The organism is Nostoc sp., from assembly GCF_036917275.1.
In the GTDB taxonomy this organism is placed as follows: Bacteria; Cyanobacteriota; Cyanobacteriia; order Cyanobacteriales; family Nostocaceae; genus Nostoc.
Map to the genome: position 1 here is coordinate 28505 of NZ_JBALDF010000047.1, position 26634 is coordinate 55138.

Annotated in this window: 19 protein-coding genes; 5 read left to right on the forward strand and 14 right to left on the reverse strand. The window is 42.9% G+C overall.

The features are described 5' to 3' along the window. Positions 1-183 precede the first annotated feature (183 nt). On the forward strand, positions 184-2481 hold the full coding sequence (locus V7K35_RS17585; RefSeq protein WP_335080502.1) for a two-partner secretion domain-containing protein: 2298 nt from the start codon (positions 184-186) through the stop codon (positions 2479-2481). 1279 nt (positions 2482-3760) lie between these two features. On the opposite strand, the gene V7K35_RS17590 is transcribed toward V7K35_RS17585, so the two are convergent. Further along, positions 3761-4792, reverse strand: a complete 1032-nt coding sequence (locus V7K35_RS17590; protein ID WP_334793912.1) for a hypothetical protein — start codon at positions 4790-4792, stop codon at positions 3761-3763. A 161-nt stretch (positions 4793-4953) separates the two neighbouring features. Here V7K35_RS17590 and moaA point away from each other — a divergent pair, with 161 nt between their 5' ends. Beyond that, positions 4954-5940 (forward strand): GTP 3',8-cyclase MoaA, encoded by a 987-nt coding sequence (moaA, locus tag V7K35_RS17595; protein ID WP_335080503.1) that lies wholly within the window; start codon positions 4954-4956, stop codon positions 5938-5940. A gap of 88 nt (positions 5941-6028) precedes the next feature. Here moaA and rpsD read toward each other — a convergent pair whose 3' ends face one another. Continuing rightward, positions 6029-6637: a 30S ribosomal protein S4 gene (gene rpsD, locus V7K35_RS17600; RefSeq protein WP_298911415.1), complete on the reverse strand. Its 609-nt coding sequence runs from the start codon at positions 6635-6637 to the stop codon at positions 6029-6031. A 456-nt stretch (positions 6638-7093) separates the two neighbouring features. Between rpsD and V7K35_RS17605 the strand changes: the two genes are divergently transcribed. Further along, entirely contained in the window at positions 7094-7735 is a 642-nt protein-coding gene (locus V7K35_RS17605) for a hypothetical protein (RefSeq protein ID WP_442939740.1), read from the forward strand. A 947-nt stretch (positions 7736-8682) separates the two neighbouring features. On the opposite strand, the gene hetR is transcribed toward V7K35_RS17605, so the two are convergent. The 6 genes from hetR to V7K35_RS17635 all read right to left on the reverse strand — a co-directional run bounded on the left by hetR (position 8683) and on the right by V7K35_RS17635 (position 18424). Beyond that, positions 8683-9582: a heterocyst differentiation master regulator HetR gene (gene hetR / locus V7K35_RS17610; protein WP_273765150.1), complete on the reverse strand. Its 900-nt coding sequence runs from the start codon at positions 9580-9582 to the stop codon at positions 8683-8685. Positions 9583-11926: 2344 nt separating this feature from the next. Next, positions 11927-14326 carry an EamA family transporter gene (locus tag V7K35_RS17615; protein WP_335080505.1) on the reverse strand — a complete coding sequence of 800 codons (2400 nt, stop codon included), beginning with the start codon at positions 14324-14326 and terminating at the stop codon, positions 11927-11929. A gap of 598 nt (positions 14327-14924) precedes the next feature. Beyond that, positions 14925-16211, reverse strand: coding sequence for an inorganic phosphate transporter (locus V7K35_RS17620; protein WP_335080506.1), 1287 nt, complete (start codon positions 16209-16211; stop codon positions 14925-14927). A gap of 79 nt (positions 16212-16290) precedes the next feature. Further along, positions 16291-17337, reverse strand: a complete 1047-nt coding sequence (locus V7K35_RS17625; RefSeq protein ID WP_335080507.1) for a zinc-dependent dehydrogenase — start codon at positions 17335-17337, stop codon at positions 16291-16293. A gap of 59 nt (positions 17338-17396) precedes the next feature. Next, positions 17397-17942 (reverse strand): PIN domain-containing protein, encoded by a 546-nt coding sequence (locus V7K35_RS17630; RefSeq protein WP_335080508.1) that lies wholly within the window; start codon positions 17940-17942, stop codon positions 17397-17399. A gap of 26 nt (positions 17943-17968) precedes the next feature. After that, complete coding sequence (locus V7K35_RS17635) at positions 17969-18424, reverse strand: helix-turn-helix domain-containing protein (RefSeq protein WP_335080509.1); 456 nt, start codon at positions 18422-18424, stop codon at positions 17969-17971. Positions 18425-18664: 240 nt separating this feature from the next. On the opposite strand from V7K35_RS17635, the gene V7K35_RS17640 reads away from it, so the two are divergent. Continuing rightward, the gene (locus tag V7K35_RS17640; protein ID WP_335080510.1) at positions 18665-19171 is read left to right on the forward strand and encodes a GNAT family N-acetyltransferase; all 507 of its coding nucleotides are present in this window, start codon (positions 18665-18667) and stop codon (positions 19169-19171) included. Between the two features lie 126 nt (positions 19172-19297). On the opposite strand, the gene dacB is transcribed toward V7K35_RS17640, so the two are convergent. The 6 genes from dacB to V7K35_RS17670 form a co-directional block, all read right to left on the reverse strand. Further along, a complete protein-coding gene (gene dacB / locus V7K35_RS17645) occupies positions 19298-20761 on the reverse strand; it encodes a D-alanyl-D-alanine carboxypeptidase/D-alanyl-D-alanine endopeptidase (protein ID WP_335080511.1) in 1464 nt (487 codons plus the stop codon). A gap of 81 nt (positions 20762-20842) precedes the next feature. Further along, positions 20843-21340: a tellurite resistance TerB family protein gene (locus V7K35_RS17650; RefSeq protein WP_335080512.1), complete on the reverse strand. Its 498-nt coding sequence runs from the start codon at positions 21338-21340 to the stop codon at positions 20843-20845. A 445-nt stretch (positions 21341-21785) separates the two neighbouring features. Beyond that, a complete protein-coding gene (locus V7K35_RS17655) occupies positions 21786-22055 on the reverse strand; it encodes a hypothetical protein (protein WP_335080513.1) in 270 nt (89 codons plus the stop codon). Positions 22056-22108: 53 nt separating this feature from the next. Further along, positions 22109-23998: a biosynthetic-type acetolactate synthase large subunit gene (gene ilvB, locus V7K35_RS17660; RefSeq protein WP_335080514.1), complete on the reverse strand. Its 1890-nt coding sequence runs from the start codon at positions 23996-23998 to the stop codon at positions 22109-22111. Between the two features lie 132 nt (positions 23999-24130). Beyond that, positions 24131-25393, reverse strand: coding sequence for an MFS transporter (locus tag V7K35_RS17665; protein WP_335080515.1), 1263 nt, complete (start codon positions 25391-25393; stop codon positions 24131-24133). Between the two features lie 113 nt (positions 25394-25506). Further along, positions 25507-26079, reverse strand: a complete 573-nt coding sequence (locus V7K35_RS17670; protein WP_335080516.1) for a hypothetical protein — start codon at positions 26077-26079, stop codon at positions 25507-25509. 22 nt (positions 26080-26101) lie between these two features. Between V7K35_RS17670 and V7K35_RS17675 the strand changes: the two genes are divergently transcribed. After that, a complete protein-coding gene (locus V7K35_RS17675; RefSeq protein WP_335080517.1) occupies positions 26102-26383 on the forward strand; it encodes a DUF3137 domain-containing protein in 282 nt (93 codons plus the stop codon). Positions 26384-26634: the final 251 nt, after the last annotated feature.

Sequence of the window (26634 nt, forward strand, 5' to 3'; positions counted from 1 at the left end):
TATGCCGTGAAAACAATATTGTGTAAAGTATCAATAACTGAACAATAAAGAAGCTAATAATCTCCAAGATGCTTCGCTAAATTCGGGTTTGTTCAGGATGACATAATAGCCTTTGTACAAATCCTACCCTATATAAGTACTTCATTACCGATTTTCAGCTTTTGAAGGGTGCAACATTCTGATATGACTAATCTTTGGGGCTGGTCTCAAGCGCTAGGAGTTTCAATTGGCGGTGCAATAGCTTTCTCTGTAAACTCAGCTATTGCACAAATCACTCCGGATGCTACTTTACCTACTATATCTAGTGTTAACAAGCAGGGTAACATTACAATTATTGATGGTGGAACCCAAGTGGGAAGCAATTTATTCCACAGTTTTAATCAGTTTTCTGTACTGGATAAAACTACGGCTGAGTTTAACAATGCTGCCGATGTTCAGAACATTATTAGCCGAGTAACAGGTAATAATGTTTCTAATATTTATGGCATTATTAAAGCCCAAGACAAAGCTAATCTATTTCTGATCAATCCGAACGGGATTATTTTTGGACCGAATGCTTCTTTAGAAATTGGCGGATCATTTTTAGGAAGTACGGCAAGTAGTCTGAACTTTGCCGATGGTACTAAGTTTAGTGCTACAAATAGCCAAACAACACCCCTGCTAACAGTAAGTGTTCCCATCGGCTTACAATTTGGAGCAGTTGCAAATCCTATCAGCAATCAATCCCAAGTAAATCAAGTAAATCTAGATGGCACAATTAAGGCTGTTGGTTTACAAGTAAAACCAGGCAAAACTTTAGCGCTTGTAGGCGGTGACATAACCCTAGAAGGCGGAAATTTAACAGCAGCGTCGGGACGAATTGAGCTAGGAAGTGTCGCTGGTAATAGTCTGGTTAGTCTCAACCCAACGAACCAAGGTTGGACTTTAAGATATGAAAATGTCCAGAATTTCCAGAACATTCAACTCACCAAGCGAACATCTAACGGTTCTGATATTCCATCAATTGTGGATACCAGTGGCGAGGGAGGCGGTAATATCAAGCTTCACGGTAGCACAGTAGAACTAAAGGGTTCCAATGTGTCCTTGATAAGTCAGACTAGGGGTGACCAAAAAGGCGAAGATTTAACGATTACTGCTAGAAAATTAATTGTTCGGGATGGCGCACAAGTACTTACTTCTACTAAGAGCACGGGTTCGGGGGGAAATTTAATTGTAAACGCCTCTGAATCTGTAGAGGTGATCCGTAATAAAACCTCACAGGGTAGTTTGAGCGGACTGTTTAGTACAACTTTTGGTGAAGGAAATGCAGGTAACATTACGATCACTACTGCGAGGTTGCATGTACAAAATGGGGCAGAGATATCAGTAGGCTCTACTGGAATGAGCAATTTTCCCGATTTGAGCCAATTTCTATCAGCTAAAGGAAAAGGAGGGGATTTAACTGTCAACGCGTCTGAGTCGGTAGAGCTAATTGGAACCTCAGCAAGAGGCAATGCCAGCAGCTTGTTGGCTAGGACTTTTGGTTCCGGAGAGGCAGGGAAAATTACAATCATCACAGGGCAATTGATTGTCCGAGACGGGGCGACAATAACTGTGAGCAGTGAACTTTTAAAAGATGTAACCTATAAAGGAGGAGCACCCAATCTAGGATCAGCTGGCGAGCTAAATGTAACTGCTGGTTCCATCCTGCTGGACAACGAAGGAAAACTCACATCTAATAGTGAGTCAGGTGGGGGCGGAAATATTACGCTACACGTGCGGGATTTATTAGGATTAGGAATGCGGCGCAACAGTCAAATAACCACTAATGCAGGGGGTAATGGAAATGGCGGTAATATCACCATCTATGTACCTAATGGCTTCATCTTCGCTGTCCCCAGTGAAAATAGCGATATTAGTGCTAATGCTGTCGGTGGCAATGGTGGTAATGTCAAAATCGACGCTCTTGCTGTCATAGGCACGCAATATAGAGAAAAACCGACTAATTATAGTGACATTACTGCCAGTTCCGAGTTTGGATTAAACGGCAAAGTACAAATTAACTCACCAGATGCTGACCCCAGTAGGGGATTAGTGGAACTACCCGTAAATCTGGTTGATGCTTCAAAGCAAATTGTTGCTGATTGTAATTCTGGTACAAAAATAGCCAGGAGTTCATTTATTAGGACTGGGCGTGGAGGACTAATAGCCGATCCCACGCAACCATTGATAGCTGATGATGCGGTGCTGGCAGATTGGATCACACTCTCTCCAGAAAGTCAGAATCGTGCTGGCGGTATTCCGAAAAGAGCGGTTGTTCAGGCACAGCGAAACACAGAAAAAAAATCACCGAAAGTTAATTCTGTCAATGAATCTACTCAAATTGTGGAAGCTCAAGGGTGGGTTATAGATGCCAATGGGAACGTGGTTTTGGTTGCTCAAGTACCCACGGCGACGCCTCATAACTCTTGGCTCAACACTGCATCTTGCGCTGCTAAGTAGACATGAGTTCGATAAACCAATACGCTTGGGTTAGCGTTAAAAACCATAAACCGCGAAGGTTGGGTTTCGTTCCTCAACCCAACCTTCGATTCTCCCTACCTTAAACTAAAGTTCAAGCCTGTCCCTCTTTGAGTTGGAAAAGGACAGGTTTTGGTAGTAAAACCTCTAAGAGGTCTTTGTCTTAAGTTGTTTTAGGATAGAACGCAATCAGCAATTGCGTAGGCGTAGCCAGCACTTCTCTACAAGACGCTGTAGCTTGCTTCTCCGTAGGGGTACGACAAGCTCAGTGACCACCCGTAGGCATCGCCGAAATAGCAAATGCGTACGCCGAAATAGCAAATGCGTACGCCGAAATAGCAAATGCGTACGCCGAAATAACAAATGCGTACGCCAAAATAGCAAATGCGTACGCCAAAATAGCAAATGCGTACGCCGAAATAGCAAATGCGTACGCCGAAATAGCAAATGCGTACGCCGAAATAACAAATGCGAACGCCAAAATAGCAAATGCGTACGCCAAAATAACAAATGCGTACGCCGAAATCGTAAATGTATAGCAACAGCCAAGGTGGTTAGGATATTAACAGATGATAAAACTTAGACACAAAAAGGCTTTTCACCTAGTCCCCAGTCCCTTGCTATACATAACTAGCCCTTTCAAGGTGAGCATATGTACTATCAAGGCTTTTACGGCATTTCAGGCATCGGCTGGAATTGAACAAAGAATTTATCCATTAAACTCCAAATTTTTTGACTGTAAATTACAGCAGTTTTCATGTATTTGAACCTACATCTATCGTAGGGGCACAGCATTGCTGTGCCCCTACCGCGTGGTCTATTTACCTGAAAATAGCTGTAAGCGATCGCAATCGCCAAAATACCAAAATTGGGTTAAAACATCATTTATTTCATAGTACAAAGCTTCACCTTGAAAGGGCTAATGTACATAGCTTACGTATTGACAAATTAGACAATAAATGTAGTGCTGGAAGTAGGAAAAGAATAAGCCATGCCGAAGCCGGGCTACGCCTACGCTAGTCAGCAGGGACTTGAAAGATGACTAGCGTCCGACGATCCACTCTTGTTGCATGTGGTGTCAGAGGCTTTGAATTTTTCCCCCTTCCCGCTTCGGGAAGGGGGTTAGGGGGTTAGGTCTATTCGCATACCTGTACCTCACCGGATTGAAAATGGCTATATCTAGAGGCTTTGCCGAATTGGACTAGAGAAAGAGCCTCCAGATGGGCATTCCCATGTTCCGCATGGGAACGAAATCATACTCTTAACTCGTCTCCTGAATTTGCAAACGAATAGTGTGTTCCGTCGCACCACTAAGTTGCAATTCCATGATTTCACCACCCAGAGGTTCCAAGCAAGTGAGGAGCGATCGCAAGTTGGGTGTACTTGCGCCAGTATCTACATATAATCGATCTGCTAAATTACTGATCCGTTTCCAAGTCATGTAAAGTTTAGCGATCGTTTGTTCAATTTGGGATGCTTGATTGACCAAATCAGCAGCAATGCTCAAACAACCGACTCTTTGCGCTTCTTCTAAGGCTGTTTCAATGTCAACATCTTCCTGCGTCAATGCCTGCACTTGAGCCGCCCCTTTGAGATATTTCGCCAAGTTACGCGCTTCGGTGGTTACTTGTTTGAGGGTATCCACATCTGGGTTAGCAGCAATTTCCTTTTGGATAAACTTTTGGTGCGATTCTGGCAGTTTTTCCATTTCCTTCACCAGTGGGGCGATGTAGCGTGGGGGAAGAGTGTTATCTGCTGCTTTTTCCTTGACTGCTTCCGGTAGCAAATCTGAGGACATGGCTGTCCATTCATCGTTGAGTTGTCGCACTTCTCGCCTGGTAATGCGATCGCCTTTTTGTGCAGCTTCACTCACCATCTGTTGCACTTGGGGCGATGCTTTGGAGGTTTCAACAAAAGCCCGTTTACTGAAGTTGTTCACAGATCCGGGATCAAGTTTACCGTCTTCGATCAGAGTATCGGCACTATTCGCCAATTGAATCCAGGCATAAGCTTGACTTTTGCTGATTTCCCGCTCTTTTAGCCATCGCAGAAAGCCAGTACCGCGTCCGTCACCACCAACTTTCTCTCTGTCGCGGATAGCCCGTAAAATTCGTCCCCGCCAGATTTCAGTTTGCAAATCAAAGCGATCGCATACCTGCCAAGCTATTTCTAGCTGCTCTTGAAAATCTGACTCTAGAATCTGTTCATCTTCTGGATCGGGCAGTTCAAAGGTAATATCTGCTGGCTGCTGTAAAGCAGCAGCAAGGTCGTTGATGGAGTCGGTGTCTTGCACGATTGATGACTAACTAGTGGATGCGATCGGCTTATTATGCCACAATCTGTGAACTCTCACTCAAGGGGGAGTACGGTATTTTGAATTACAAAAATATAGAATGAAGGAGTAAGCCACCTTTGTGAAGTCTTTAATTGATCACAGAGAATAAAAATAAAACGATGAACCAGGTAGACTACCTCCGCATTAGCTTAATTGATCGCTGCAATTTTCGTTGTCAATACTGTATGCCAGAGGGAGTAGAACTGGACTATATTCTCAAGCAACAGCTGTTGACTGATGAGGAGTTGCTCACCCTAATTCAAGAGGTATTTATTCCAGTCGGCTTTAATCGGTTTCGTTTGACTGGGGGTGAACCCTTATTGCGTCCGCGTGTGGTGGATTTGGTTAGTGCGATCGCTTCTCTTCCCCAAACTCAAGACCTCTCAATGACCACCAACGGGTTTTTGCTGGCTCCGATGGCACAAAACCTTTATAATGCAGGTCTGCGACGAATTAATATTAGTCTTGACTCTCTTGATCCCGACATTTTTGACCAAATTATCGGTAATCAAGGTCGTTCTCGTTGGCAACAAGTCTGGCAGGGGATTCAAGCTGCCCATAACGTCGGATTTGACCCACTGAAGCTGAATGTAGTGGTAATTCCTGGCGTCAACGATCACGAGGTTCTAGATTTAGCCGCCCTGACAATTGACAAACAGTGGCACGTTCGATTTATTGAATTTATGCCCATTGGTAATGTGCATTTATTTGGCGATCGCGGTTGGGTATCTTCAGCCGATTTACGACAACAAATCTGCGCCCATTGGGGCTTGACAGAATCTCAAGTTCGTGGTGCTGGCCCTGCTGATATCTTTAAAATTCCCGGTGCGAAGGGGACACTGGGATTTATTAGTCAAATGTCAGAATGTTTTTGCGATCGTTGCAACCGGATGCGCCTAAGTGCCGATGGCTGGCTGCGTCCCTGTTTATTGAATGAAACTGGTCAAATAGATTTAAAAACCGCTCTGCGTTCTGGTATCAGCACTGCTCAATTACAAGAGCAGGTGAGGCATTTACTCGGAATCAAGCCAGAAATTAATTTTAAAGAGCGCGATTCTGGCATCGTAGGTACATATACGCGAACTATGTCGCAAATTGGCGGATGAAAATAGTTAGGAGTTAGGAATTATCGTCTTTCAACTCATAACTCATAACTCCTGTACAGACGCGATTAATCGCGTCTCTCCTAACTGCTTACGCTTGTCGTGAGTAGTATTCCACCACAAGTAGTTCATTAACTTGTAATGCCACCCATTCCCTTTCAATAACACTGTTGACTTTACCAACCAACTTATTTTTGTCAAACTCCAAATGACTGGGGAGGTTGGCCAAACCGGGATATTGCAAGTTAGCTTCCACCAACTTCCGTGATTGTGCCCGATCTCTGACTGCAATTACTTCGCCAGGACGGCATTGGTAGCTGGCAATATTAACCACACGACCGTTAACAGTTACGTGACTGTGATTCACCAGTTGACGAGCTGCGGGGATAGTCGGGGCTATACCCAAGCGGAAAACCGTATTATCCAAGCGCATTTCTAGCAATTGCAGCAGCACTTGTCCGGTAGAACCAGTAACACGTCTGGCTTTCCGCACATAGCGCAGCAATTGCTTTTCAGTCAAACCGTAGTTGAAGCGGAGCTTTTGCTTTTCTTCTAGACGGATAGCATACTCAGAGCGCTTCTTGCGGTTCTGACCATGCTGACCTGGTGGGTAAGCGCGTCTGGCGCTTTTACGAGTCAATCCTGGTAAATCGCCCAAGCGGCGTACAATTCTGAGGCGTGGCCCTCTATATCGGGACATGAGTTTCCTTAATCTAATCCTGTTTAAACTTTACCCAGACGTTCCATTCTGACATTCCCCTGATTTATCATCAAGGGATTCTTGGTTTTTTGAAGCTGCTTGCTTTGGTATGACGTATCCTACCAAAGTAGAGGCATCAACTTTTATGCCAGTTGCTTTAAGTCGGTAAACCCGACATACTGGCTTCCAAGCCTGAATTCCGACGTGCCCCGCCGGACTCCTGCCAATAAGTTTTTTGTGTTTATTTAGTTTCGTAGGCTACTCAATCATCAGATTGGTTCACGCAGTATTCTTACTCTGAAATACTTTTTACGTTGCCTACTTATCTTTCAAACAGTTATACTAACATAGTTTTGGGCATAATTAATTATGTCTATACCTTGCTGCTGCTGAAATTCTTTAATTGCAGAGGATTTTTAAAATATTTGAGTTAGCATAACCTTGGGTGTTTGGAGAATGGCAATGTCACACAGCAAAAAAGTGGTTAATAGAGGTAAGAACAAACAAGCCAGTTCCACCTCCAGGATTTTAACAGTATCAGTTTTGGCTATAGCTGGATGGTTAACCAGCTTACCTCAGATGGCTGTTGCTGCCTCCTACAGCAATGATTATAGTGTCTGTGCGGGTCGCCTCCTAAAAGTGGGCGTCACGGCAGAAACTGCATCACAAGGTTGTGCAGCGGCACTGCGTCCAAGGGATTTGGCTTCTTGCGTGGTTAAAATTAATAAGAAAACTCAAATTGCCGCGACAGATGCGCTTTCTTATTGTGGGAAGGCCCGGCGTCCTGAGGAGTTAGCCACCTGTGTAGTTGGCGTCAGTTCAAGTACTAAGGAAGCAGTTAATCCGGCAGTTTTAGATTACTGTGGACGTAGTTTGTTGCCCGTGCGCTTTGGCCAGTGTGTAGTTGGCTTGGGTAGTCAAATCGACCTTCCCCCTGCTCAGGTGTTAGATACTTGTATCAGTGCTAGTGATAGTGTTGTTGGTGCTTCATCTTCGTTTACACCGCAGACTATAATACCTACGGGTTCAAGCCCAAGTCTCGAAACTACCCCAGTTCCAACGCAACCGATTGTTCCAACGCAACCTGGCACTAATTAAATTACAGTGTTTTGTAATTGTTAGGACTTACGCATCAAGTACGAAATGTAAGGGCAATTAATGAATTGCCCCTACGGTAAATCAAGGCTTTCACTGCATTTTTGCGTAAATCCTGATTGTAATTGACTGAAAATACAGGTTAATTAGTAGAGTGGGCATTATAATGCCCACTCTACTATGACTTGAACAACAATATTTTATTTTTGTATATAAAACCTGCCATAATTGCCCTTTGCTTGGAAATTATGCAAACTAAATACTTACAAGACAAAAGTCACAAGCAGTTTTGTGACCTTTATACAACTAGAACACCAATTCAGTAATCCTTCCTGGAAGAACCTCTTCCCCAACCCCTCGACCTTGGCGTGAGCCTGCCGTTAGGCATAGCATAGAGGTGAGTTTGGCTTGCTCAAGGGAGGTGGGGGGTTAGGTTTTTGATTAGTGAATCGATGCTCTAGTAGAGTATTTACAGTGTAAATAGACGAACTATGCCCCTACTTTTAAGCTTTATGATTACTAACATTTTTTAAATCTTCTACTTCGTTACCATTCCGCCTCGGAATAAATTTCGAGGCTAATAAGCTTGCATTCCTCTCAAGATGACTAAATATAAAATTTTCAGCCATCTACATGTTTATCCAATGTAAAAGGGAAAATTTCAGTCCACTTAATTAGACTTTAGCTATCAGCTAAGAACTTAACTTATTGGCGGGATTCGGTCAGTGCAACAGTTTGACTGTTACAAAAATGTGGGTAATGACAAGACTTTTAAGCAAGGTACAAAACCAGTGAAAAGCTTACTTTCTAAGCTTTTCAAATTTTGAATTTCGCGTAGCGTTACTAGTACGTCACGGCGTAAATAGAGCAACCATTTAAAATCCCTAAAAAGCCCTTCCATAATACTTTTGACTTTTGACTTTTGAATGAGTGACTTCCGCCTTGCGGTACTAGTCTTCTCTTTCGCCAAAAGCCGTCTGTAAAATCACTGGAATACCTCCGTCTTGGTGATATTTATCTCCCCAGGCACGGATAACTTCATCTAATTCTTCCATAGCCTGCTGCATTTTTTCTGGGAGGATATCAAGTTCTTCCAGCAAGCGCATGGCATTTCGTCGCCGTTCTGCCCAATCTTTCATCATTCGGAAATATCGAGCGGTATCTTCCACCATGATGTAAGTGCGTTCTTGATCGTCTGCTGGGGCATAAAAAGGACGGGTAAGAGCGTAGAAAGGCATTCCCCAAGGAGAATCAATGCGTGTTACAGTTCCTGAGTAGAGCAGACGGCGCTTGATATGCTCACCCAAGGCTTCACTCAAAGGCATTTGGTGTTCGGGTGGCAAGTCTTCTTGCGATCGCTTGTGCAAAAACTCAATCAAATCCAGAAACTCAAACGAGCTAACTAACTGGGCATCAGGTAGATTACTTGGCAGTTTCTGCTCAATTTGTCTTTTTTCTTCACTTGTCAGACTGCTACCAGGAACGCGCGATCGCCCCGGTTGCCAAGGATATTTTTCTAGCCAGACATAAGGCAATTGAATCAAATAGCGAGGTTCCTGAGAACCCAACATTTTTAACAGTTTGCCTTCTGTTAGTGCCTGTCTGACTTCTTCTACAATAATTTTTACCCGTTTTGGCTCTAGGTGGTGCAAATGCCCTGTCATCCGCAGGTTTTGTCCCTGCTCCAAATAGGTCATGTAAATTGCACACTTTGCTGCCGTTGCGGCTGCGTCTAAAAATGCCCCATGCCTGTGCCCACTCGTCCGCATGGCACTAAAAGCCAGATAAAGCATGATCTGATCCATCGCACTGGGGTCAAGACGTTTGATCAGATCTATGTCGTTACTCATATTACAGACAATTGAATAGCACGTTTATACAGTTTTTAATCGAATGAAAATAGGTAGTATACACTTGGCTGAAGGCAATGTCTTTACTTCAAACTATATTAGTATGCGATAACTATGAAATCGGTGGTAGCGCAAACTACCATTTTCGCATATTCTCTGGTACAAAGGCAGATGAGAGTGGTTGTTACTGTAACTGTCCCTGCATCTGACCGGAAAATTATAGACATCACAAAGTTCAGCTGGACGGCGGTTAACTTCCCAAAAGTCAACTGTGTTGTTAGTAATCTACAAAGCCTTTAAGTTTTCTGGGGTTTTCTCATCTTTCAAGAGCAACAATGTCAAGCCGCTTACATCTAATTATGGCACTATGCCGACTCGGAGTAAGAATTAGTTTGTGCGGTTCATTTAGAATATCTCTTACTCGAAAAAGATGGTTTTTATTCAGCTTTGGCGAATTATTTATAGTACACAGGTAGCTAGAAATAATTGGGATTGGTCTAAAAAGAAATCGCTTATCAGGTGTAGTCACATTCAGAGGTTGAGCCACACGGAGCGTTCTTAACTATCATCTCCTTCACAATCTCAAGTCATATCTAGGCAGTATAGGCCATAGGCTTGAGGGCAGATAGTAGACTTCAACTAGAGCAAATAATTCCAATTTCAAAATACCTGCTAGTTTTTCAAATATCGTTATTGATCATATCATTGTTTTTCTCTCTTGCAGAAGTTTATGTTTTTTTGATTTGAGAAATGAACCGTATTTAAGTAAGTTACATTCGCCTAAATCAAAGTTTGATGATATTTCTAAATATCCTACTCAGTTGCAGTTTCATTTATCCTTTTCTGTTGATGGGCTGACACAGAAAGCCGCGATTCAGTCCGAATTAATCGCATAGCCATCAGGCTTTCTTGATAATGCTAATCGGCTAAAATTTTACTTATTAGCCAGATATATAATAAAACAGATTGGATTCCACTTGATAATTATTTAGATAATTTTTCTCAAGGGATTTATATTTTTTTCATGAAAGAATATTATCATTTGATCATTTAACTAATTCCTTGGCTACTTTCAAGTATATTTTTACCCCGCTGTTTTAGATGTTTGAAGGACTTGAATGGCGTGGACAGTTTATTGCCATAAAAGCAGGAGAATCCGCAGCAAGCTACGATATAAGCAATCATTTTCCAGGCATCTGGGCAATTGTAGACTAAATTGACTCCTATAAAATGCCAGAAATAACTAGAAAGGCACAAATAAACGTAACTATGTGAATAAAAATGAATAGAGCTAAAACCCTTTTCCCTTCTACCTTCTGTCTCCTGCCTTTGCCTCATCTCAACTACAAATATTTACGCCGACCTACTTAAAGATACCATCTCGTCAAGCTCAAGAGCATAGAAATGAGGCATTTTAAATTTTGCGTCGATCGCAGAGGTTACCGGAGAATAATTTTATTAGCCTTTTCACGGGCGATCGCTCCATATACTCATGTAGCGACAATAATCCCTCACGCTTAAAAAAGGGGTTAGTCTAGTTCGCGGTGCTGCTTTTTCATCTCCAAGTTCAAAAACGTGTTGCAATCGCTGTAACTCCTTGTAAATCTTTCCTCTGAGCAAATACTCACGCTCATTTGCTTGAGTTAGTATTACTCGTACTGCTTATATATACGTGTTTTCCCTACCTGTATCAGGCAAAATTCATAAAAATATATTACAAGTCAAGTTATTCTGATTACTGCTTATATATAGGTGTTTTCCTCACCTATATCAGGCTAAGTTCATAAAATATATTATTAATAATCAATAGACCTCTTGCATAAGTCGAATAAACCCCCCTTAATCCCACGCCACTTGCTACAACGGAGGGAACCTCCCTTCGGGTTCAGCAGTTCCTCATGGGGGAAACCCCCTTTGAGCGACTGCCTCACCGCAACGCAGTGGCTCCCCGATATATTGGGGGGAAACTTTAAATCTTGCCCCCTCCCCTTCATAAGGGGAGCCACTGCGTTGGGCGGCTCTGCCGACTTGAAGCAAGTGGCGTGAGGGTTGGGGAGGGGTGATTCAAGGATTTTTGCAAGAGGTCTAATAGACTTCTTGCAAAAAAAAGTCCCTAACACCCCATCCCCAACCCCTAAGAGCTTGCTCTTAGGGGAGACATAGCGTAGCTTTTTAAGGGGGAATCAGGGTTTCAGGTTTTCAATGCGTAAGTCTTGATAGATATAGAAATTTAGGATCTAAAATATATAGAATACCTGCGATCGCATTAGTTTAGAGAAGTTAGTGGAGTTAGAACCCCCCGGATTTATCCGTGGGGCAGTTCAGCTAAACTGATTGAAGCCATTTAATTCGTGGGACTAGACGATTTAACCTGATTTCGCATTGTTTCAAAGCTGAAAGCAGCCGCGCCAAAGGTTACTAACAACACTCCCAGAATTTGCACAAAATCCAAATTTTCTTGAATGATTAACCCAGCGAAAATCACGGTTAAAACTGGGATGGTACCACCGATGAGCGCCGCTCGTGAGCCACCTAGTTTACTAATACCAACATTGTTAAGCAAATAGCCTGCAAGAGTCAGCACACCCAAAATAAACGCGCTTAAAACCAGTTCCAGCATCTTAGAGGGGTCAACTACCAAGTTCCAAAAAGGTAGCATCAAGCAGATAAAGCTCAATAACAACATAGTAGCGAAGTTAATTAAAGTAAAAGTCACGGGATGCAGTTTGCTAGCACAAACCCGCGTCAGAATTATATAGGCAGCAAAAGCCACACCCGAAAGAATAGCGGTGCTGCTTCCCATTGAAATATTACTCGTGCCGATCGTGGCAGAACCCCCTAAAACCAACAATTCACCGCAGCAAATCGCGGCGATCGCACCGATACGGAATATGGTAGGGCGATCGCGAAACAGAAACCACGACAATAAACCACTAACCATCGGATAGACAAAGAATAGGGCGATCGCCATTCCAGTTGTGACTTGAGCGATCGCAATGTATATGAGTACTTGAGACAAAAACAAAAAGCACCCACTCACAATCGAGAACAGCAAAATCTGCTTGGTAGCTGCATTAGCAGATGTGGGATTTCCTCGGACTGAATTAGCCAAGCTTTCCAGATCTTGCCACAGTCTTGGATGCAATATAGGAGACAACAGTACCATCAGTGGTACTACTACCATAAATCGTAGTGTCAAAATTAACAGAATATTGCCTAAAGTCGGTGGTAGCAACCGCTCTACCTCTAATACTCCAAAAATCTGGGAACCCTCGTGGAAAATTACCTTGATGGCTATGTTGTAAAGCGACGATACCACTGCCGATAAGACAATCAGCAAGAAACCGGTTTTTTGGATGGGTGATAAGCCTGAGGAATTAGGCGATCGCGGTTGTGGAGGTTTTGATCCCGGCGACTCTAGCGCAGTAGAAGGTGAAGATTTAGCTTTGCTGTGTGATCCGTTCCTGCGGAGGACAGAAATTGGATCAGCAGGGTTTCTCTTTTGTGAAGGTTGTATTGCTCTCGGATGTAGCACGGATGCGATCGCAGCCTCTGATGTAGTTTCGCTTTCCGATAAGTCCTTATTGAGGATAGAAATTGGTTCGGTAGCATTGTCCTTTGGTGGCAAAACGACAGCAGCAGGAGGCTCTGATTTAGTTTCCCTTTGGGATAAATCCTTGCTGGGGACAGAAACTGGGTTCGCGGCGTTTTCTTTAATCGTCGGCTCTGATTTAGTTTCCTTTTGAAACAAGTCCTTGCTGGGGACAGAAACTGGGTTCGCGGCGTTTTCTTTAATCGTCGGCTCTGATTTAGTTTCCTTTTGAAACAAGTCCTTGCTGGGGCCAGAAACTGGGTTCGCGGCGTTTTCTTTAATCGTCGGCTCTGATTTAGTTTCCTTTTGAAACAAGTCCTTGCTGGGGACAGAAATTGGGTTCGCGGCGTTTTCTTTAACAATCGTCGGCTCTGATTTAGTTTCCCTTTCTAAAAATTTATTAGGGATCGGGGAAATTGGCTCAGGGGAATTTTTTACTACTTCGCCAAACGGTGGCGGGGATGTCTCAAAAGAACTGTTTTTCTCTGGCTCAGTAAACTGCAAAACAGTAGGTGTACCTGCTGTTGCTGGTTTGCGTGAAGTTTCTTCTATAGTTTTTTCTAGTTCTCCATGCAGGCGATTAACAAACTCCGCCAAAATCGTTTCCCCTTGCTGCTGCTGGCTATACATCCGTGACAACTGTTGGGAAAGATTACTTTGATAGTTCTTCAGCTCCTGTTGCAGCGAGTTAAAGGTAACAGTAACGGTGTCATCCAAGTTGTCAAACATGTGTTCAACTTTTTCATTGATTTCACCTACTACAACATTGCTGCTGACTTGGGCGGATTTTAGCGCAGCTTGATCATAAGACTTGCCCTCTATGGTTTGGTTAGCTAAAGTCGCCAGAGAGGATTGCAATTGTGAAGATATATGCTTTGCCAGAACTTCTGCCAGTTGACGAATTAACACTTGCTGTTCAGTAATTTGGCGCACTTGTTGTAAATGCTCTTTTTCCTCTAGCAAGCTTTGAATGTCATCAGATAACCGATTTTTTTCTGACTGAAGCCGCTTCACGTCTTCTTGCAACACTCTCAGGACATTCTGCTGAAGATTTTCTAAGTCTTCAACTACAGCCCAAAGAGCATTTTCTGCTGCTCTAGATAGCTCGCCTCTGACTCTCGGGTTTTCTGGTTGCTTCTCGAATCGCCCCATTAGCTTCTAACCTCTAACACCTTGACGATAAAGCTGCTTCCCGTACAATTTCTTGGCGCTCATCTTAATTTCCTGTATTTTGCCAGATAAATTAAAAATTTTAACAGCACTTCCGCATTTCAACGTAATTCTGTGATACTGAATACAACTTGGCATAGCATCAAATTTGCGATACTGCTTAATCTACGGTGTTTTCTTCAGCATTGACAAAAGTATTTGATCAGTTTAATTTACATCAATTATTCGCCAATGAGATTTTTACTTTGAAAGAAATCTCACTCCAAATAAATATTTATTGTTTTGCTGCCAACAGGAATTATCAAATACTTGCAGATGCGTGCCCTACCGCCACAAAATTGTCTGAGTTGCGAAAGTAGCTGTAAATTTGTGTGGAATGTAACTTGTGTGACAGTTTACATCTCTAAATAGAGATTAAAGTATCTTTCTGTGGAAATTCAAAGTTACGCTATCCCCTGCACAACATTCTAATGAATCAGTAGCAATTCTGCAAAAACCTGCTTTTATGGCGTTGTTGCAGTTTATGTTTGGTTGCGAGTAGATGCAGTAGAGGAAAAAGTTAGCAAAATATTAATAATTCTTACAAAAATAAAATTCGAGCGATGCTAAAGATGGCAGCGCACAGGCCAGCACTCACGGGGATTGTAATTAGCCATGCGGCGGCAATGCCTTGTAGTGTTTTGAACTTAATCGACTTGATATTTTGCACTATTCCAATACCAACTACACCGCCGACGAGAGCGTGGGATGTGGAAACTGGTAAACCTAGCCGGGAGGCGATGAGGATGGTGGTAGCAGTAGCAAGTTCGGCACAAAATCCACTACTAGGTTGTAAGGCAATAATATTTTCGCCAATAGTGGCAATGACTTTTTTACCCCAGACAGCTAAACCACCAACAATACCAGCACCACCAAGGATTAAAATCCAAATGGGGATAGTGATCCCATCTGTAGGTACGCTACCAGTGCGATTGATGTAGACGATCGCAGCTAAAGGAGCGATCGCATTTCCCACATCATTAGAACCATGAGCAAAGGCTACAAAGCAAGCACTTAGCAGTTGGAATCGTCCGAATAAGCGCTCAACTGGATTTTGGATTGATGGTAATTCCTGAGTCTGGGGTGGGAATTTTTCCTCCACTTCCCCCAAATCTTCCAATTGTCGCCAACTAATGATTGTGAGTCCAACTGCTGCGATTGCACCCGTTAAGAGTGGGATGTCGTAAGCAGGGATTGGAAAACCAAGCTCAATTACAAAATTAGTTAGCGGTTCAGTCAGCGATGGTAATACAATTACGCCGAATACACCTAGCAGTAGAGTACTCAACCAGGGAATCCACTCTTCTAACTGCACTAATTGATTGGGTTGATCCAAAATCCAGTGCTTGATTTGACTGTAGAATAAAGCGGCGATCGCACCACTAATTAACGGCGTCAAAACCCAGCCAATGCTAATTAAGCCAATTGATGACCAATCAATAGCACCTACTCCCAAAGCTACCCAACTAAATCCAGCGATCGCACCAACAACTGCATGAGAAGAGGATACAGGTAAACCGCGCGATGTGGCAATTTGCAACCACACACCACAGGAAATTAGCACCGTTACCATCCCAACAACGAATATTTGGGGTGTAGCAGCGAATAAAGCGGGATTAGCAATTTTCGTCGCCAAGGTTTCCGTTACCTCATGTCCAAACAACACAGCACCCGTAAACTCTAAAACCCCAGCAATTATCAGTGCTTGTTTGAGGGTAACAGCTTTAGAACCTACAGAGGTTCCCATCGCGTTAGCGACATCATTTGCTCCAAGATTCCAAGCGACGTAAAAAGCTAGTAGAGCAACTGCAACTAAGGTAATAAGCATTTTGTTTGGGCTAGCAGGGAGATGAGGGAGTAGGGGGAGATCACAATTCAAAATTGAAGAGATCCCCCTCATCTCTGTTTTACGGATAAATCAATATTTTATAAGTATCCGGTGTGGGTGCGATCGCAACTTCCACAGCTGCTGATAAATCTTTTAATGGATAGCGATCGCTAATCAACGCTTGCACATCAATCCGCTGATTAAATACAATATCAGCTGATAAATTCTGAAGTCGGTAAGATGAGCTATAACTTCCTATCAAGTCAATTTCTCGACGGTAGAGGATATTAGGGTTGATGGGAATTTCCACCTCATCGGGAAATTCCGCGAAAAACAAGATTTTGCCACCCTTACGGGTACAATCAAGTGCTTGAAAGAAAGCTTTCTCACTAGGAACAGCCAGCAGGGTAATATCAACACCCAGTCCACCAGTTAGCGCATGTATTTTTGCCGTTAAATCGGGATCACGAGCATCAAAAGCCGCTTCTGCACCGACACTCAAGGCTTTTTCGATTCTAGAGGGCAGTAAATCAGTGGCGATCGCTTTTGCTCCAAAATACTTCACCAACATGATAAACATTAACCCAATTGGCCCAGCACCAGTAACTAACACAGTTTGTCCTGGGGCAATTTGGGCTTTTTTTACAGCTTTCAAGCAGCAGTTAGTCGGTTCTACAAAACTCGCTTCTTCAAAACTGATGCGATCGGGGATGGGAATTAGCCCGCCGTTTTGGACAATATGTCCGGGAACCTTGACATAATCAGCAAAACCGCCGCCACTGGCGTTAAAGCCTGCGGTTGTGGAGATGTTTTTGTAGACATCACACATGGAGAAATTATCATTTAGGCAGTACGAGCAACGCATACAGGGGATGTGATGCATCACCGCTACTCGTTGTCCAACTTGCCAACCTTTAACATCATTGCCTAATGCTGCGATCGTGCCGGCAGTTTCATGTCCAAAAATGCGCGGCGGTTCATACAGTGGATAACGAATTTTTTTAATATCTGACTGACACAACCCCACAACCCGCACCTGTACCAGCACTTCATCTGATTCTAGGGTTGGAACTGGGATATCTTCGTAAGACAGTTGATTGACGCCTCTGAATACTTGTGCTTTCACGTTGGTTTTTCCCCGCTCAACGATACTAGATGTAACATTTAGTGGTTCAGGTTAGGTTATCAAGTTTGGGATTTAATATTGTTTGTAAATCCTGGTGCTTCTCTACTGAGTAATTCTAGAAGCTCAAAAAAACTCATGGGTGGCTTTTTGAGACTTTGAGACTGTCGCTGTAATACCTCAATCACTTGTTGTGGATAAAGATTATATAATTCAGTTAAAAAGTCATCTGGAGATTTGGCTTTGATTTGCCAAGGTGCTAAATCCTGATCTTGAAAATGCTTCAGGTTTGAAGTGACAATTATATCAGCCTTAGCTGTGACAGCAGCAGCCAGAACATGGCGATCGTTAGGGTGATTTGTCATTAATTGAACAATATTATCAGGAACTGCGATTAGTGCTGTAGGAAAGGCTTCTTTAATTTTCGCTTCCAGTCTCATAGCTTGGGTAGTTGTGAGTCTACCTGTATTTACTAGATTACGAGTCGTGCCATCAAGTATTTCTTGCGACCAATGTGGTACATATAACCCAGCCTCAGACACACACAATAGTGTATCTCGTAAGTACATAGGGAACAGTACACAAGAATCTAGCACAGCACGATACATAATACTCAGTAAATAATGAGAACACCCTACTCATAAAATCCTAACTCTTGGCTTTCGGCTATTAATTCATCTAGCAGTTGTCTACGTTTAGTATCTTTTTGCTGTTTATATTTTTTTAAATCCTCAAATTTCACCCGTCTATGAGTTCCTACCATAATGTAAGGAAGCTCACCCTGCTCTAATAATTTAATCAGATAAGGACGTGATACATTCAACAAATCAGCCGCTTGTTGTGTTGTTAGTTCTGGGTTAAATGTAACTATAGATACATTTTTCCCTGATGCCATTGCCTGCACTACTTGCCGTAATACATGAAATACAGAATCAGGAATAGTCATTTCTTCGCCGTTTGCTGCGACTAATTTCAGTTGATTATTTTCCTGATTGAGTATGTGTTCAAGTTGCTTAGTGCCTTCAGCTTCGGCCTCTATAATAAGACTGGAATCAGTAGAAAGATTTTGGTTAGATAGGAAGGTATTCATAAAGAGGGTTAGCTTGGTATTTTGTTTTGATTGTATTACACAAACGCAATAAACGAAATAAAAGTCAAGCACCTATCTATATTCTAGGGGTAAAAAATAATTGATCTAATCTTGTGGTACTGACTCACTAACGCTGCGTTATTCGTTGTAGCAGCTAACGTTGTATTACGGCTTTCGGAACGCTGTTAACGCTGTATTATTTTTGAATATTTTCTCAAGATTTTCTTTAAGACGGTAGCAATGACTATTCGCCATGCAACTGAAACTGACTTGCCTGCTATTGTGGCAATTTATAATGCTGCAATTCCTAGCCGCATAGCAACCGCTGATTTAGAGCCAGTATCTGTGGAAAGTCGCCTGACTTGGTTTAAGGCGCGATCGCCTTCACAACGCCCACTTTGGCTAATCGAAGTAAAGGGAGTAATTGCTGGATGGCTTAGTTTCCAATCCTTTTATGGGCGGCCCGCCTATAGTACAACTGCCGAAATTAGTATTTACATAGCCCCTAACTTTCATCGGTGTGGTTTGGGACGACAACTATTAGCACAAGCAATTAGCGAAAGTCCTAGTTTGGGTTTAAAAACTCTAGTCTGCTTCATTTTTGCCCACAATCAACCCAGTTTAAAACTTTTTGAAACATTTGGTTTTCAACATTGGGGACATTTACCTAAAATTGCCGAAATTGACAGCGTTGAATGCGACTTAGTAATCATGGGACTCCGAATTATTGACACTACCACAACTTGAAGTTGTGGGATTACAAGGTTTGAGTGAATCTGTTTATTACCGATACATCCTATACTGCGATCGCTTCAACTGGTTACCAGAGTAGGCGAATCTAAAGACGCAAATTTTTGCATCTCTAAACATTTGTTAACAACGTTGTAACTGTGTTAATAACACAACAATTTCATCAATTGCTTGGCGCACAACTGTTGCAGGTTGCTCCGATTGATTGACGATAATACTAAAAACCAACGGCTCATATTTAGGCGCATTTATATATCCAGATAGGGAAATTACACCCGTTAAAGTACCTGTTTTTGCTTGCACAATGCCTTCAGCAGGTGTATCTTGAAAGCGGCCCTTTAGGGTTCCACTTTTCCCAGCTACTGGTAAAGATGCGCGATACACATATGCTGCTGGTGTTTTTGCTATTCCTCGCAAAGTTTGCACAAAAGCTTCTGGTGTGATTAAGTTACGACGTGATAAACCCGAACCATCCACTAAAACATAATTTGCTGGATCAACTCCCAATTGAGTTAAACTTGCTTTCACAACTTCCAAACCTACATCAGCGCTAGTCTGATTTTTAACTCTGATTTTTTTTATAGCTAATGCTCTCAGCAGTGCTTCAGCATAAAGATTATTACTATTCTGAAGAGTTTCCATTAATAATTCAGATAAAGGTGGCGACTCTACAAATGCTATTTCTTCTTGATTAACACCACCACTTACTACTAATGTTTGCCCCAAGGTAATTTTTTCTGTTGCCAAAGCAGTACGAAAGCGCCGTAAGAAGTAATAATTAGGGTCAACTACAGGCAAATCTATTAAAGACGGTTCAGAATTTGTTGTCAGTTGTCCTTGAATTCGTAATACTGTTCCTGATAAGTCGCGGGTAACGTTAACGTAGGTTGGTTGATTTTGGGCAACGGTTACTGACTGATTAATTGTCCGCCACTGTTTCGCCTCGCCAACATCAGTCCACAGCACTTGTAAAGATTTACCTACAGCCTGTGGTACAAGTTTTAAGCTAAAAATATTTTGATTTAGAATAAAGCTGCTGACTGGTGCGCCATAGTCTGACTCCACATCTTCCCATTGCCAGGTGGGGTTAACAATATCACCTTGAATATAACTATCATCAGCTATTAACCGCTGAATTTGGGTAATACCTTTCTGTTTTAGCTGCTGTGCCAATGCTTGTAGTTGAGTATCACTTAAGCTGGGATCTCCCCTACCGACAACACGTAAAACACCATTGCCATTCTGATAAATTGAGGTGCGAATCCGAAAATTAGCACCCAACTGCTGCAATGCAGCTGCCGTTGTCAACAGCTTGAGGTTAGACGCGGGAGTAAAATATTTCTGAGCATCCCGACTGTAAAGAGTTGTCCCGGTTGACAGGGGTTGCACCAAAATTCCCCAGCGCCCCCGACTAAATAAAGGACGATTGATTACAGCATCTATAGCTGTTCCCAGTCGAGTAGAGCAAATTGATTTTGTGGTGGTTGTTGGTGCAACTGGGGTTTGTGCTTTAGCTGCTGACTGGGTAACACTAATTTGAGTCCCCATAAACAGCAGCATTAAGCTAAGAGAAATTTTTATGGTCATCACATAGCTCTTAAAACTACTTGATGATAATACCTTTGTGTAGCATTTTTTTAACGTCAGTTTGACTGGAAGAAATTAACACTATTCTTCCTCTTCCTCTTCTTCCTCTCCTTCTTCCTCTTCTTCCTCTTCTTCCTCATCTGCCCCGAATACTTCGTCTATCAGTTCTTGTGCTCGCTTGTCTGAAATCTTCAAGGCTTCCTGAAGTTCAGAGATATAATCTTGTTCAGTTTCGGGTACTTCCTCATCAATCCCTACCACCAAGATAGCGGTGATGTATGCAGCTTCGCGATAACCTTTATTCGGTAGGGATGCGATCGCCTGCTCAATTAAAACTTCAGGTTCTTCTTCCTCTAGCAAGCTGGCGACTTTGTTAGTCAACTCTTCATAGTCTTCATCAGAGTAATCTTCAAATTGGGAAACAGCACCCAACATTTCACTCAAACCGTATTGTTCTTCTATGGTTATACCTTCACCATCAGCAGCTGCGGAAAACATTCCAATAACTGCGATCGCAACTTCTGGTTCTAGAGCAACTGAACTGGTGCTACGTCCTTTGGGCAACTTGCGTTTAGACATAATTATCCTTTAAAAGTTACGTGATATTTCAGGAAGTCATACCTTACAGTTTGTAATTCTTCCTCGATTTATGATTCCCAAAAGAATGCGGAAATATACATTGGGATGAATCTTTTTTGATAAAAAATACGCAGATAATATATTTATCCGCGTATAAAAACAGTTTAGGTTGCCTTGAGCGAGTAAGGTTTTTAGTACTTGTGTACGCCACCGTTGCCTAAGAGGATGTTTGAAAAGTTCTTTTACCCCACCCTAACCCTCCCCTTGTAAAGGGGAGGGAACTAGATAGATTTCTTTTTTCCCCCCTTTACAAGGGGGGATTAAGGGGGGTAATTCGACTTGTGTGTACACCGTAGCTTATAAAGGCGAGGGAATTAGATGTTCTAATTTCCTCTATCTAATGTTATTTTGGCGATGCCTGCGGCGGGCTACGCCAACGCATTTGTTAATTTAGCGAACGCATTTGTTGATTCGGCGAACGCAATTGTTGATTCGGGGTTCGCAATTGTTGATTCAGCGAACGCAATTGTTGATTCAGCGAACGCAATTGTTGATTCGGGGTTCGCAATTGTTGATTCAGCGAACGCAATTGTTGATTCGGGGTTCGCAATTGTTGATTTGGGGTTCGCAATTGTTGATTTGGGGTTCGCAATTGTTGATTTAGCGACGTATACGCAAGAAAAAAGGGGGCAGTAAGTAGGGCGAATTCCAGCATCTTTCTCCCCTTTCCTGCTCCCCGGCCTCTTTAGTCAGAATTATCAAAAAGCGTTACAACTTCGTCCCACACTCAGCGCAGAAGTTGTGGGTGGGAGCATTCTTTGCACTACAGTGACTACAATAAACTGGCTCTGCTGCTGCTTTCGGCGGTTGCTTCTGCAAGCCGACCATTTGAGCGTTGCTCTTACCAGGAGCTACCATTGGATAGCAGTTTTCGTCTCTGGTGACGTGGACATTCAAGATCACTGGGCCTTTGTGTGCTAGCATTTCGGCGATCGCATTTTTCAATTCACTGCGATCGCTGATTACCATGCCCTTAATCCCATAAGCTTTTGCTAACAACTCTACGTCTGGCATCCCTACTTCCATGTTTGAGCATGAGTAACGCTCACCATAGAAGGCTTGCTGCCACTGGCGTACCATCCCTTGCCAGCCGTTATTGATAATTATCGTCTTGACATTTATCCCATACTGTGCAAGTGTACCAAGTTCCTGCAAACACATTTGGAAACTGGCATCACCGCTAATACAGATGACTTCTTCATCAGGAAACGCCACTTTAGCGCCCATTGCCGCAGGTAAGCCAAAACCCATCGTTCCCAAACCAGCACTAGAAATCCAACGCCTTGGGCCATTCTTCAGGAATTGTGCTGACCACATTTGATGTTGTCCCACATCTGTGGTGTAGAAAGCTTGGGGTGCTTGGTTACTGACTTCTACGATCACCTCTTGAGGTGAAATGCTGTCGGGATGTTGCGGCACTATTAGAGGATACTCTTCGCGCCAACGGTTAACTAAATTTAACCACTCTTGATTTTGATTCGGTGTAGCCTTAACGCCTGCTTCTTTGCAGCGACGCAATAAGTCTACCAACACATTCCGCACATCGCCGACGATGGGCACTTCGGGAATGCGGTTTTTGCCGACTTCTGCCGGATCGATGTCGATGTGAATTACTTTGGCGCGGGAGGCGAATTCATCTAACTTGCCTGTCACGCGATCGTCAAATCTAGCACCAACGCAAATCAGCAAGTCACAATCACTAACGGCAAAGTTAGCGTAAGCGGTGCCGTGCATCCCTAACATTCCCAAAGCTAGGGGATGATGTTCGTCAAAGGCACCGATCCCCATTAAGGTTGTGGTGACAGGGATGTTGAATAATTCAGCTAGTTCTTTTACTTCTTCATGGGCACCAGCTGCGATCGCACCACCACCGACATACAATAGCGGACGGCGACTTTCAGTAATCAACTGGATCGCGGCATTAATTTGCCGGGGATTTCCCTTCACCGTGGGACGATAACCGCGTAACTTCACTGAACCTGGTTTTACAGGTATGTAGTCAAATTCTTCTAAAGCTACATCTTTGGGGACATCAATCAAAACTGGCCCCGGACGACCAGTGCTAGCGATGTGGAACGCTTCGGCGACAATTCGCGCCATATCTTTGGGGTCACGCACTACATAGGAGTGCTTCACGATTGGTAGCGTAATCCCGTAAATATCAGTTTCCTGAAACGCATCTGTACCAATCGACGGACGTGCTACCTGTCCTGTAACCACAACCATCGGGATTGAATCCATGTAGGCTGTAGCGATGCCTGTCACCAAGTTCGTTGCTCCTGGCCCAGAAGTGCCAAAGCATACTCCTACTTTTCCTGTGGCACGGGCGTAACCATCAGCAGCGTGGGCTGCGCCTTGTTCGTGTCTCACGAGAATGTGCTTCATAGCACCAGTTGCTTCCACTTTATACAGGTCGTCGTAAATTGGTAGAATTGCCCCACCCGGATAACCAAAAATATAATCAACGCCGTGGCGCTGAAGGCTGTCAAGCAGAGCAAAACCGCCAGATGCACGTTTGGGCATAACTGGTGGGCTAGAAGTACGAGACTGTTTGTGATTCTCAGTTTGTGGCAGACTAATTTGGGAAAGCGATCGCACGGCCAAACCTCAGACTATAGCTAAAATAAATGCTGAATTCTGTAGTTAAGATTTCATTTTAATTGAAAAGTACAATCAAATTCTAAGAATTTTATATATTAAATATAAAGTTAGACTATTAGCCTACATTAATTAAATTACGTCTTGCAAGACTGTGCGAGTATTTTTCCAAGCCCAAACACCGACAACTACGACAACAATACTCATTCCTACAAGCACAAATCGCAAGCCCAGAGCATCAGTTAATGGCCCAGTAATCGCCAGAGGTAACGCCAGAGCGATGTTGACGGCATGATTTTGAAAGCCAAATACTTTACCGTGCATCGTAGGTGGTGTTTGCTGTTGAATTAAAGTTTGCATGGGTACACCAATTAAGGCAGCACCTACACCCAAAAATGCACAGAGTCCTAACGCCAGCAATAAGTTGTGCGTAAAAGTGAACGCTCCTAAAACTAGTGCAATCATCAAAAATCCCATTAAAGGTAGAGGCTTTTGACGCAATTTATCACCCCAGTTACCTAAAATCGCCGCACCAAATACCATACCTACCCCTGCTGCTGCCAAGAAAAAGCCAAACTGTTTTTCTTTGAGACCAAACTCCTCGGCTAATCGAATTGTCAGCACTGTTAAAGCTGCAAACACACAATATAAAGTTGTCAGTTGCAGCATGGCGTTCAAAATCGAAGGGTTTTTCTTGAGATAGCGCAGGCTCTCGGTGAATTCAGCCCAAGGGTGATTTGATGCCCGATGCTCCGTCGGTCGTTTGGGTTCTTTAAACCTAACTGGCTGGATAATAGCACCCGATAATATATATAATCCACCAACCACAAGCTCTTGACCGTATTCTTCTCCCATCAAGCTTTTCGCCAAACTCAAAATCGGCTCTCCGATAGCAAAGCCAACAATTAAAGCTCCCATCATCGTGCTGCTAAACAGTGCATTGGCTGCCAATAAATTCTCTCGCTTCACCAATAAGGGAATGGCTGCTTGTTCAGCTGGTGCAAAAAACTGCGTCACCGTGGAAATGGCAAAAGTTAGGATTAACAGAATCAAGAACTCTCGTGGTAACAAGGGAAGACACAGCGTTAATATTCCCCGTACGACATCTGAGCCGACCAGAATCAGCTTTTTTGGTAAGCGGTCAACAAAGATACCACCAGCAGAACCGAACAAAATTGCTGGTATTGTAAACGACAACATCAAGGTTGAATACATAGAGTTTCGTGCCAACCCCCGAAGCGGTGGGTAGTTCTCCAGCAGAGCAATCAGCAAAACGAAGAAGACCTTATCTGCTAACTGGGACAGCAGTTGCCCAATCCACAGGAGCATAAAACCACGGTTTTTTAGCAGTGCGCCAAACCCGTTATTAACAGCAGTTGGTTCAGTTGGAAACATTTAGATACTTTGCTTTGGGTAGATGGGGCATGGGGCATGGGGTATGGGGCAGAGGGGAGAATAATTCCTAACTCCTCACTCCTAACTCCTGTTTACTTACTCCATTGTCCGGATTAATTTGCTTCATAGCGCTTTAACAGCATAAGCAAAAACTCAGATGCTGTGAGATCACCTTTGGGTGGAAAAATCCCAATGGATGAATCTACCCAACAGCCTTGTACAGTTTGGGGAGATTTCCAAATGGACAAATGATCAACTGCTGGCTCTGCATAAAAGTTATTTTGCCCACTACCTAGCAAACATGAACTCCAATGGGTGAAATAATCATGACTCATCCGATGAATAGGGAAATTTCCCTGTAGTGGTACTCCCCATCCATCTATAGCAATAAACGCTTTGACACGACCACCCAAGAGTTGCCATAAATGTGCTGCCCCTATTGCCCCAACTACGCCAGCACTAAAGCTAATGAATATAATTGGCGATTTTAGCTGATCGCCCAAGCTAACGCGCAAAAACTGGAAGATATGAAATGCTGATAGAATCAAAACATCTTTACCCGGATAAATCAGTATATTTGCGGCATTATAAGCGATCGCGCTATTAGAAACTAAATCTAACAATTCTACTCTAAAGCTTTCAGTTAAGTTTGACTCATGAATTCCAGGGCAAATAATTATACTCATCTGTCTCTTCTAAAAATTGCGGATGTATATTGTACTAGCAGCTTTTCCTATTAATAACTTAAATCTGCTGTGGCGGTCTATTAGCGAAGGACACGTTCGCAGAGCGTTTCGTAAAACCTGCGGCATAGCATCCAAAATATCAGATGAAGCAGTAGAAAATAATATATTTAATCCTAATCTACATAAAAGTATGTTTAGCTTTGCGCCTTTAAGAGAATATTTTGAATCTCTCAACTTGATGTTGGGAATTGTTGAAGACTTAAATCTTGATAGACGCATTTTACACAAAGCTGCACCAAATTAATTTCACAGAGAATGCAGCTTTTCGGCATTTTAACCGCTTTCGTTATTTCAGCAATATATACAGATGGCGTATTGGTTCAATTTTCCATGCCCAATACCGAATGCCCCACGTAAATCTTGTATATCTTTTGATGTATTATTTTGATTTTCCCACCTATCCTATCCCCCTGGATGGGATAATCAGTTATAAGTAGGGAAAATGTGCAAACTATTCCCTAACTCAGAATTTTTCTGCACTCTGGTTATATTGAG

What these genes read in the sequence shown, in the direction of transcription:
- V7K35_RS17585 (WP_335080502.1), top strand. Translation starts at nt 184, where the DNA reads ATGACTAATCTTTGGGGCTGGTCTCAAGCGCTAGGAGTTTCAATTGGC.
- moaA (WP_335080503.1), top strand. Translation starts at nt 4,954, where the DNA reads ATGAACCAGGTAGACTACCTCCGCATTAGCTTAATTGATCGCTGCAAT.
- rpsD (WP_298911415.1), bottom strand. Translation starts at nt 6,637, where the DNA reads ATGTCCCGATATAGAGGGCCACGCCTCAGAATTGTACGCCGCTTGGGC.
- V7K35_RS17605 (WP_442939740.1), top strand. Translation starts at nt 7,094, where the DNA reads ATGGCAATGTCACACAGCAAAAAAGTGGTTAATAGAGGTAAGAACAAA.
- hetR (WP_273765150.1), bottom strand. Translation starts at nt 9,582, where the DNA reads ATGAGTAACGACATAGATCTGATCAAACGTCTTGACCCCAGTGCGATG.
- V7K35_RS17615 (WP_335080505.1), bottom strand. Translation starts at nt 14,326, where the DNA reads ATGGGGCGATTCGAGAAGCAACCAGAAAACCCGAGAGTCAGAGGCGAG.
- V7K35_RS17620 (WP_335080506.1), bottom strand. Translation starts at nt 16,211, where the DNA reads ATGCTTATTACCTTAGTTGCAGTTGCTCTACTAGCTTTTTACGTCGCT.
- V7K35_RS17630 (WP_335080508.1), bottom strand. Translation starts at nt 17,942, where the DNA reads ATGTATCGTGCTGTGCTAGATTCTTGTGTACTGTTCCCTATGTACTTA.
- V7K35_RS17635 (WP_335080509.1), bottom strand. Translation starts at nt 18,424, where the DNA reads ATGAATACCTTCCTATCTAACCAAAATCTTTCTACTGATTCCAGTCTT.
- V7K35_RS17640 (WP_335080510.1), top strand. Translation starts at nt 18,665, where the DNA reads ATGACTATTCGCCATGCAACTGAAACTGACTTGCCTGCTATTGTGGCA.
- dacB (WP_335080511.1), bottom strand. Translation starts at nt 20,761, where the DNA reads ATGACCATAAAAATTTCTCTTAGCTTAATGCTGCTGTTTATGGGGACT.
- V7K35_RS17650 (WP_335080512.1), bottom strand. Translation starts at nt 21,340, where the DNA reads ATGTCTAAACGCAAGTTGCCCAAAGGACGTAGCACCAGTTCAGTTGCT.
- V7K35_RS17655 (WP_335080513.1), bottom strand. Translation starts at nt 22,055, where the DNA reads ATGCTGGAATTCGCCCTACTTACTGCCCCCTTTTTTCTTGCGTATACG.
- V7K35_RS17665 (WP_335080515.1), bottom strand. Translation starts at nt 25,393, where the DNA reads ATGTTTCCAACTGAACCAACTGCTGTTAATAACGGGTTTGGCGCACTG.
- V7K35_RS17670 (WP_335080516.1), bottom strand. Translation starts at nt 26,079, where the DNA reads ATGAGTATAATTATTTGCCCTGGAATTCATGAGTCAAACTTAACTGAA.
- V7K35_RS17675 (WP_335080517.1), top strand. Translation starts at nt 26,102, where the DNA reads ATGTATATTGTACTAGCAGCTTTTCCTATTAATAACTTAAATCTGCTG.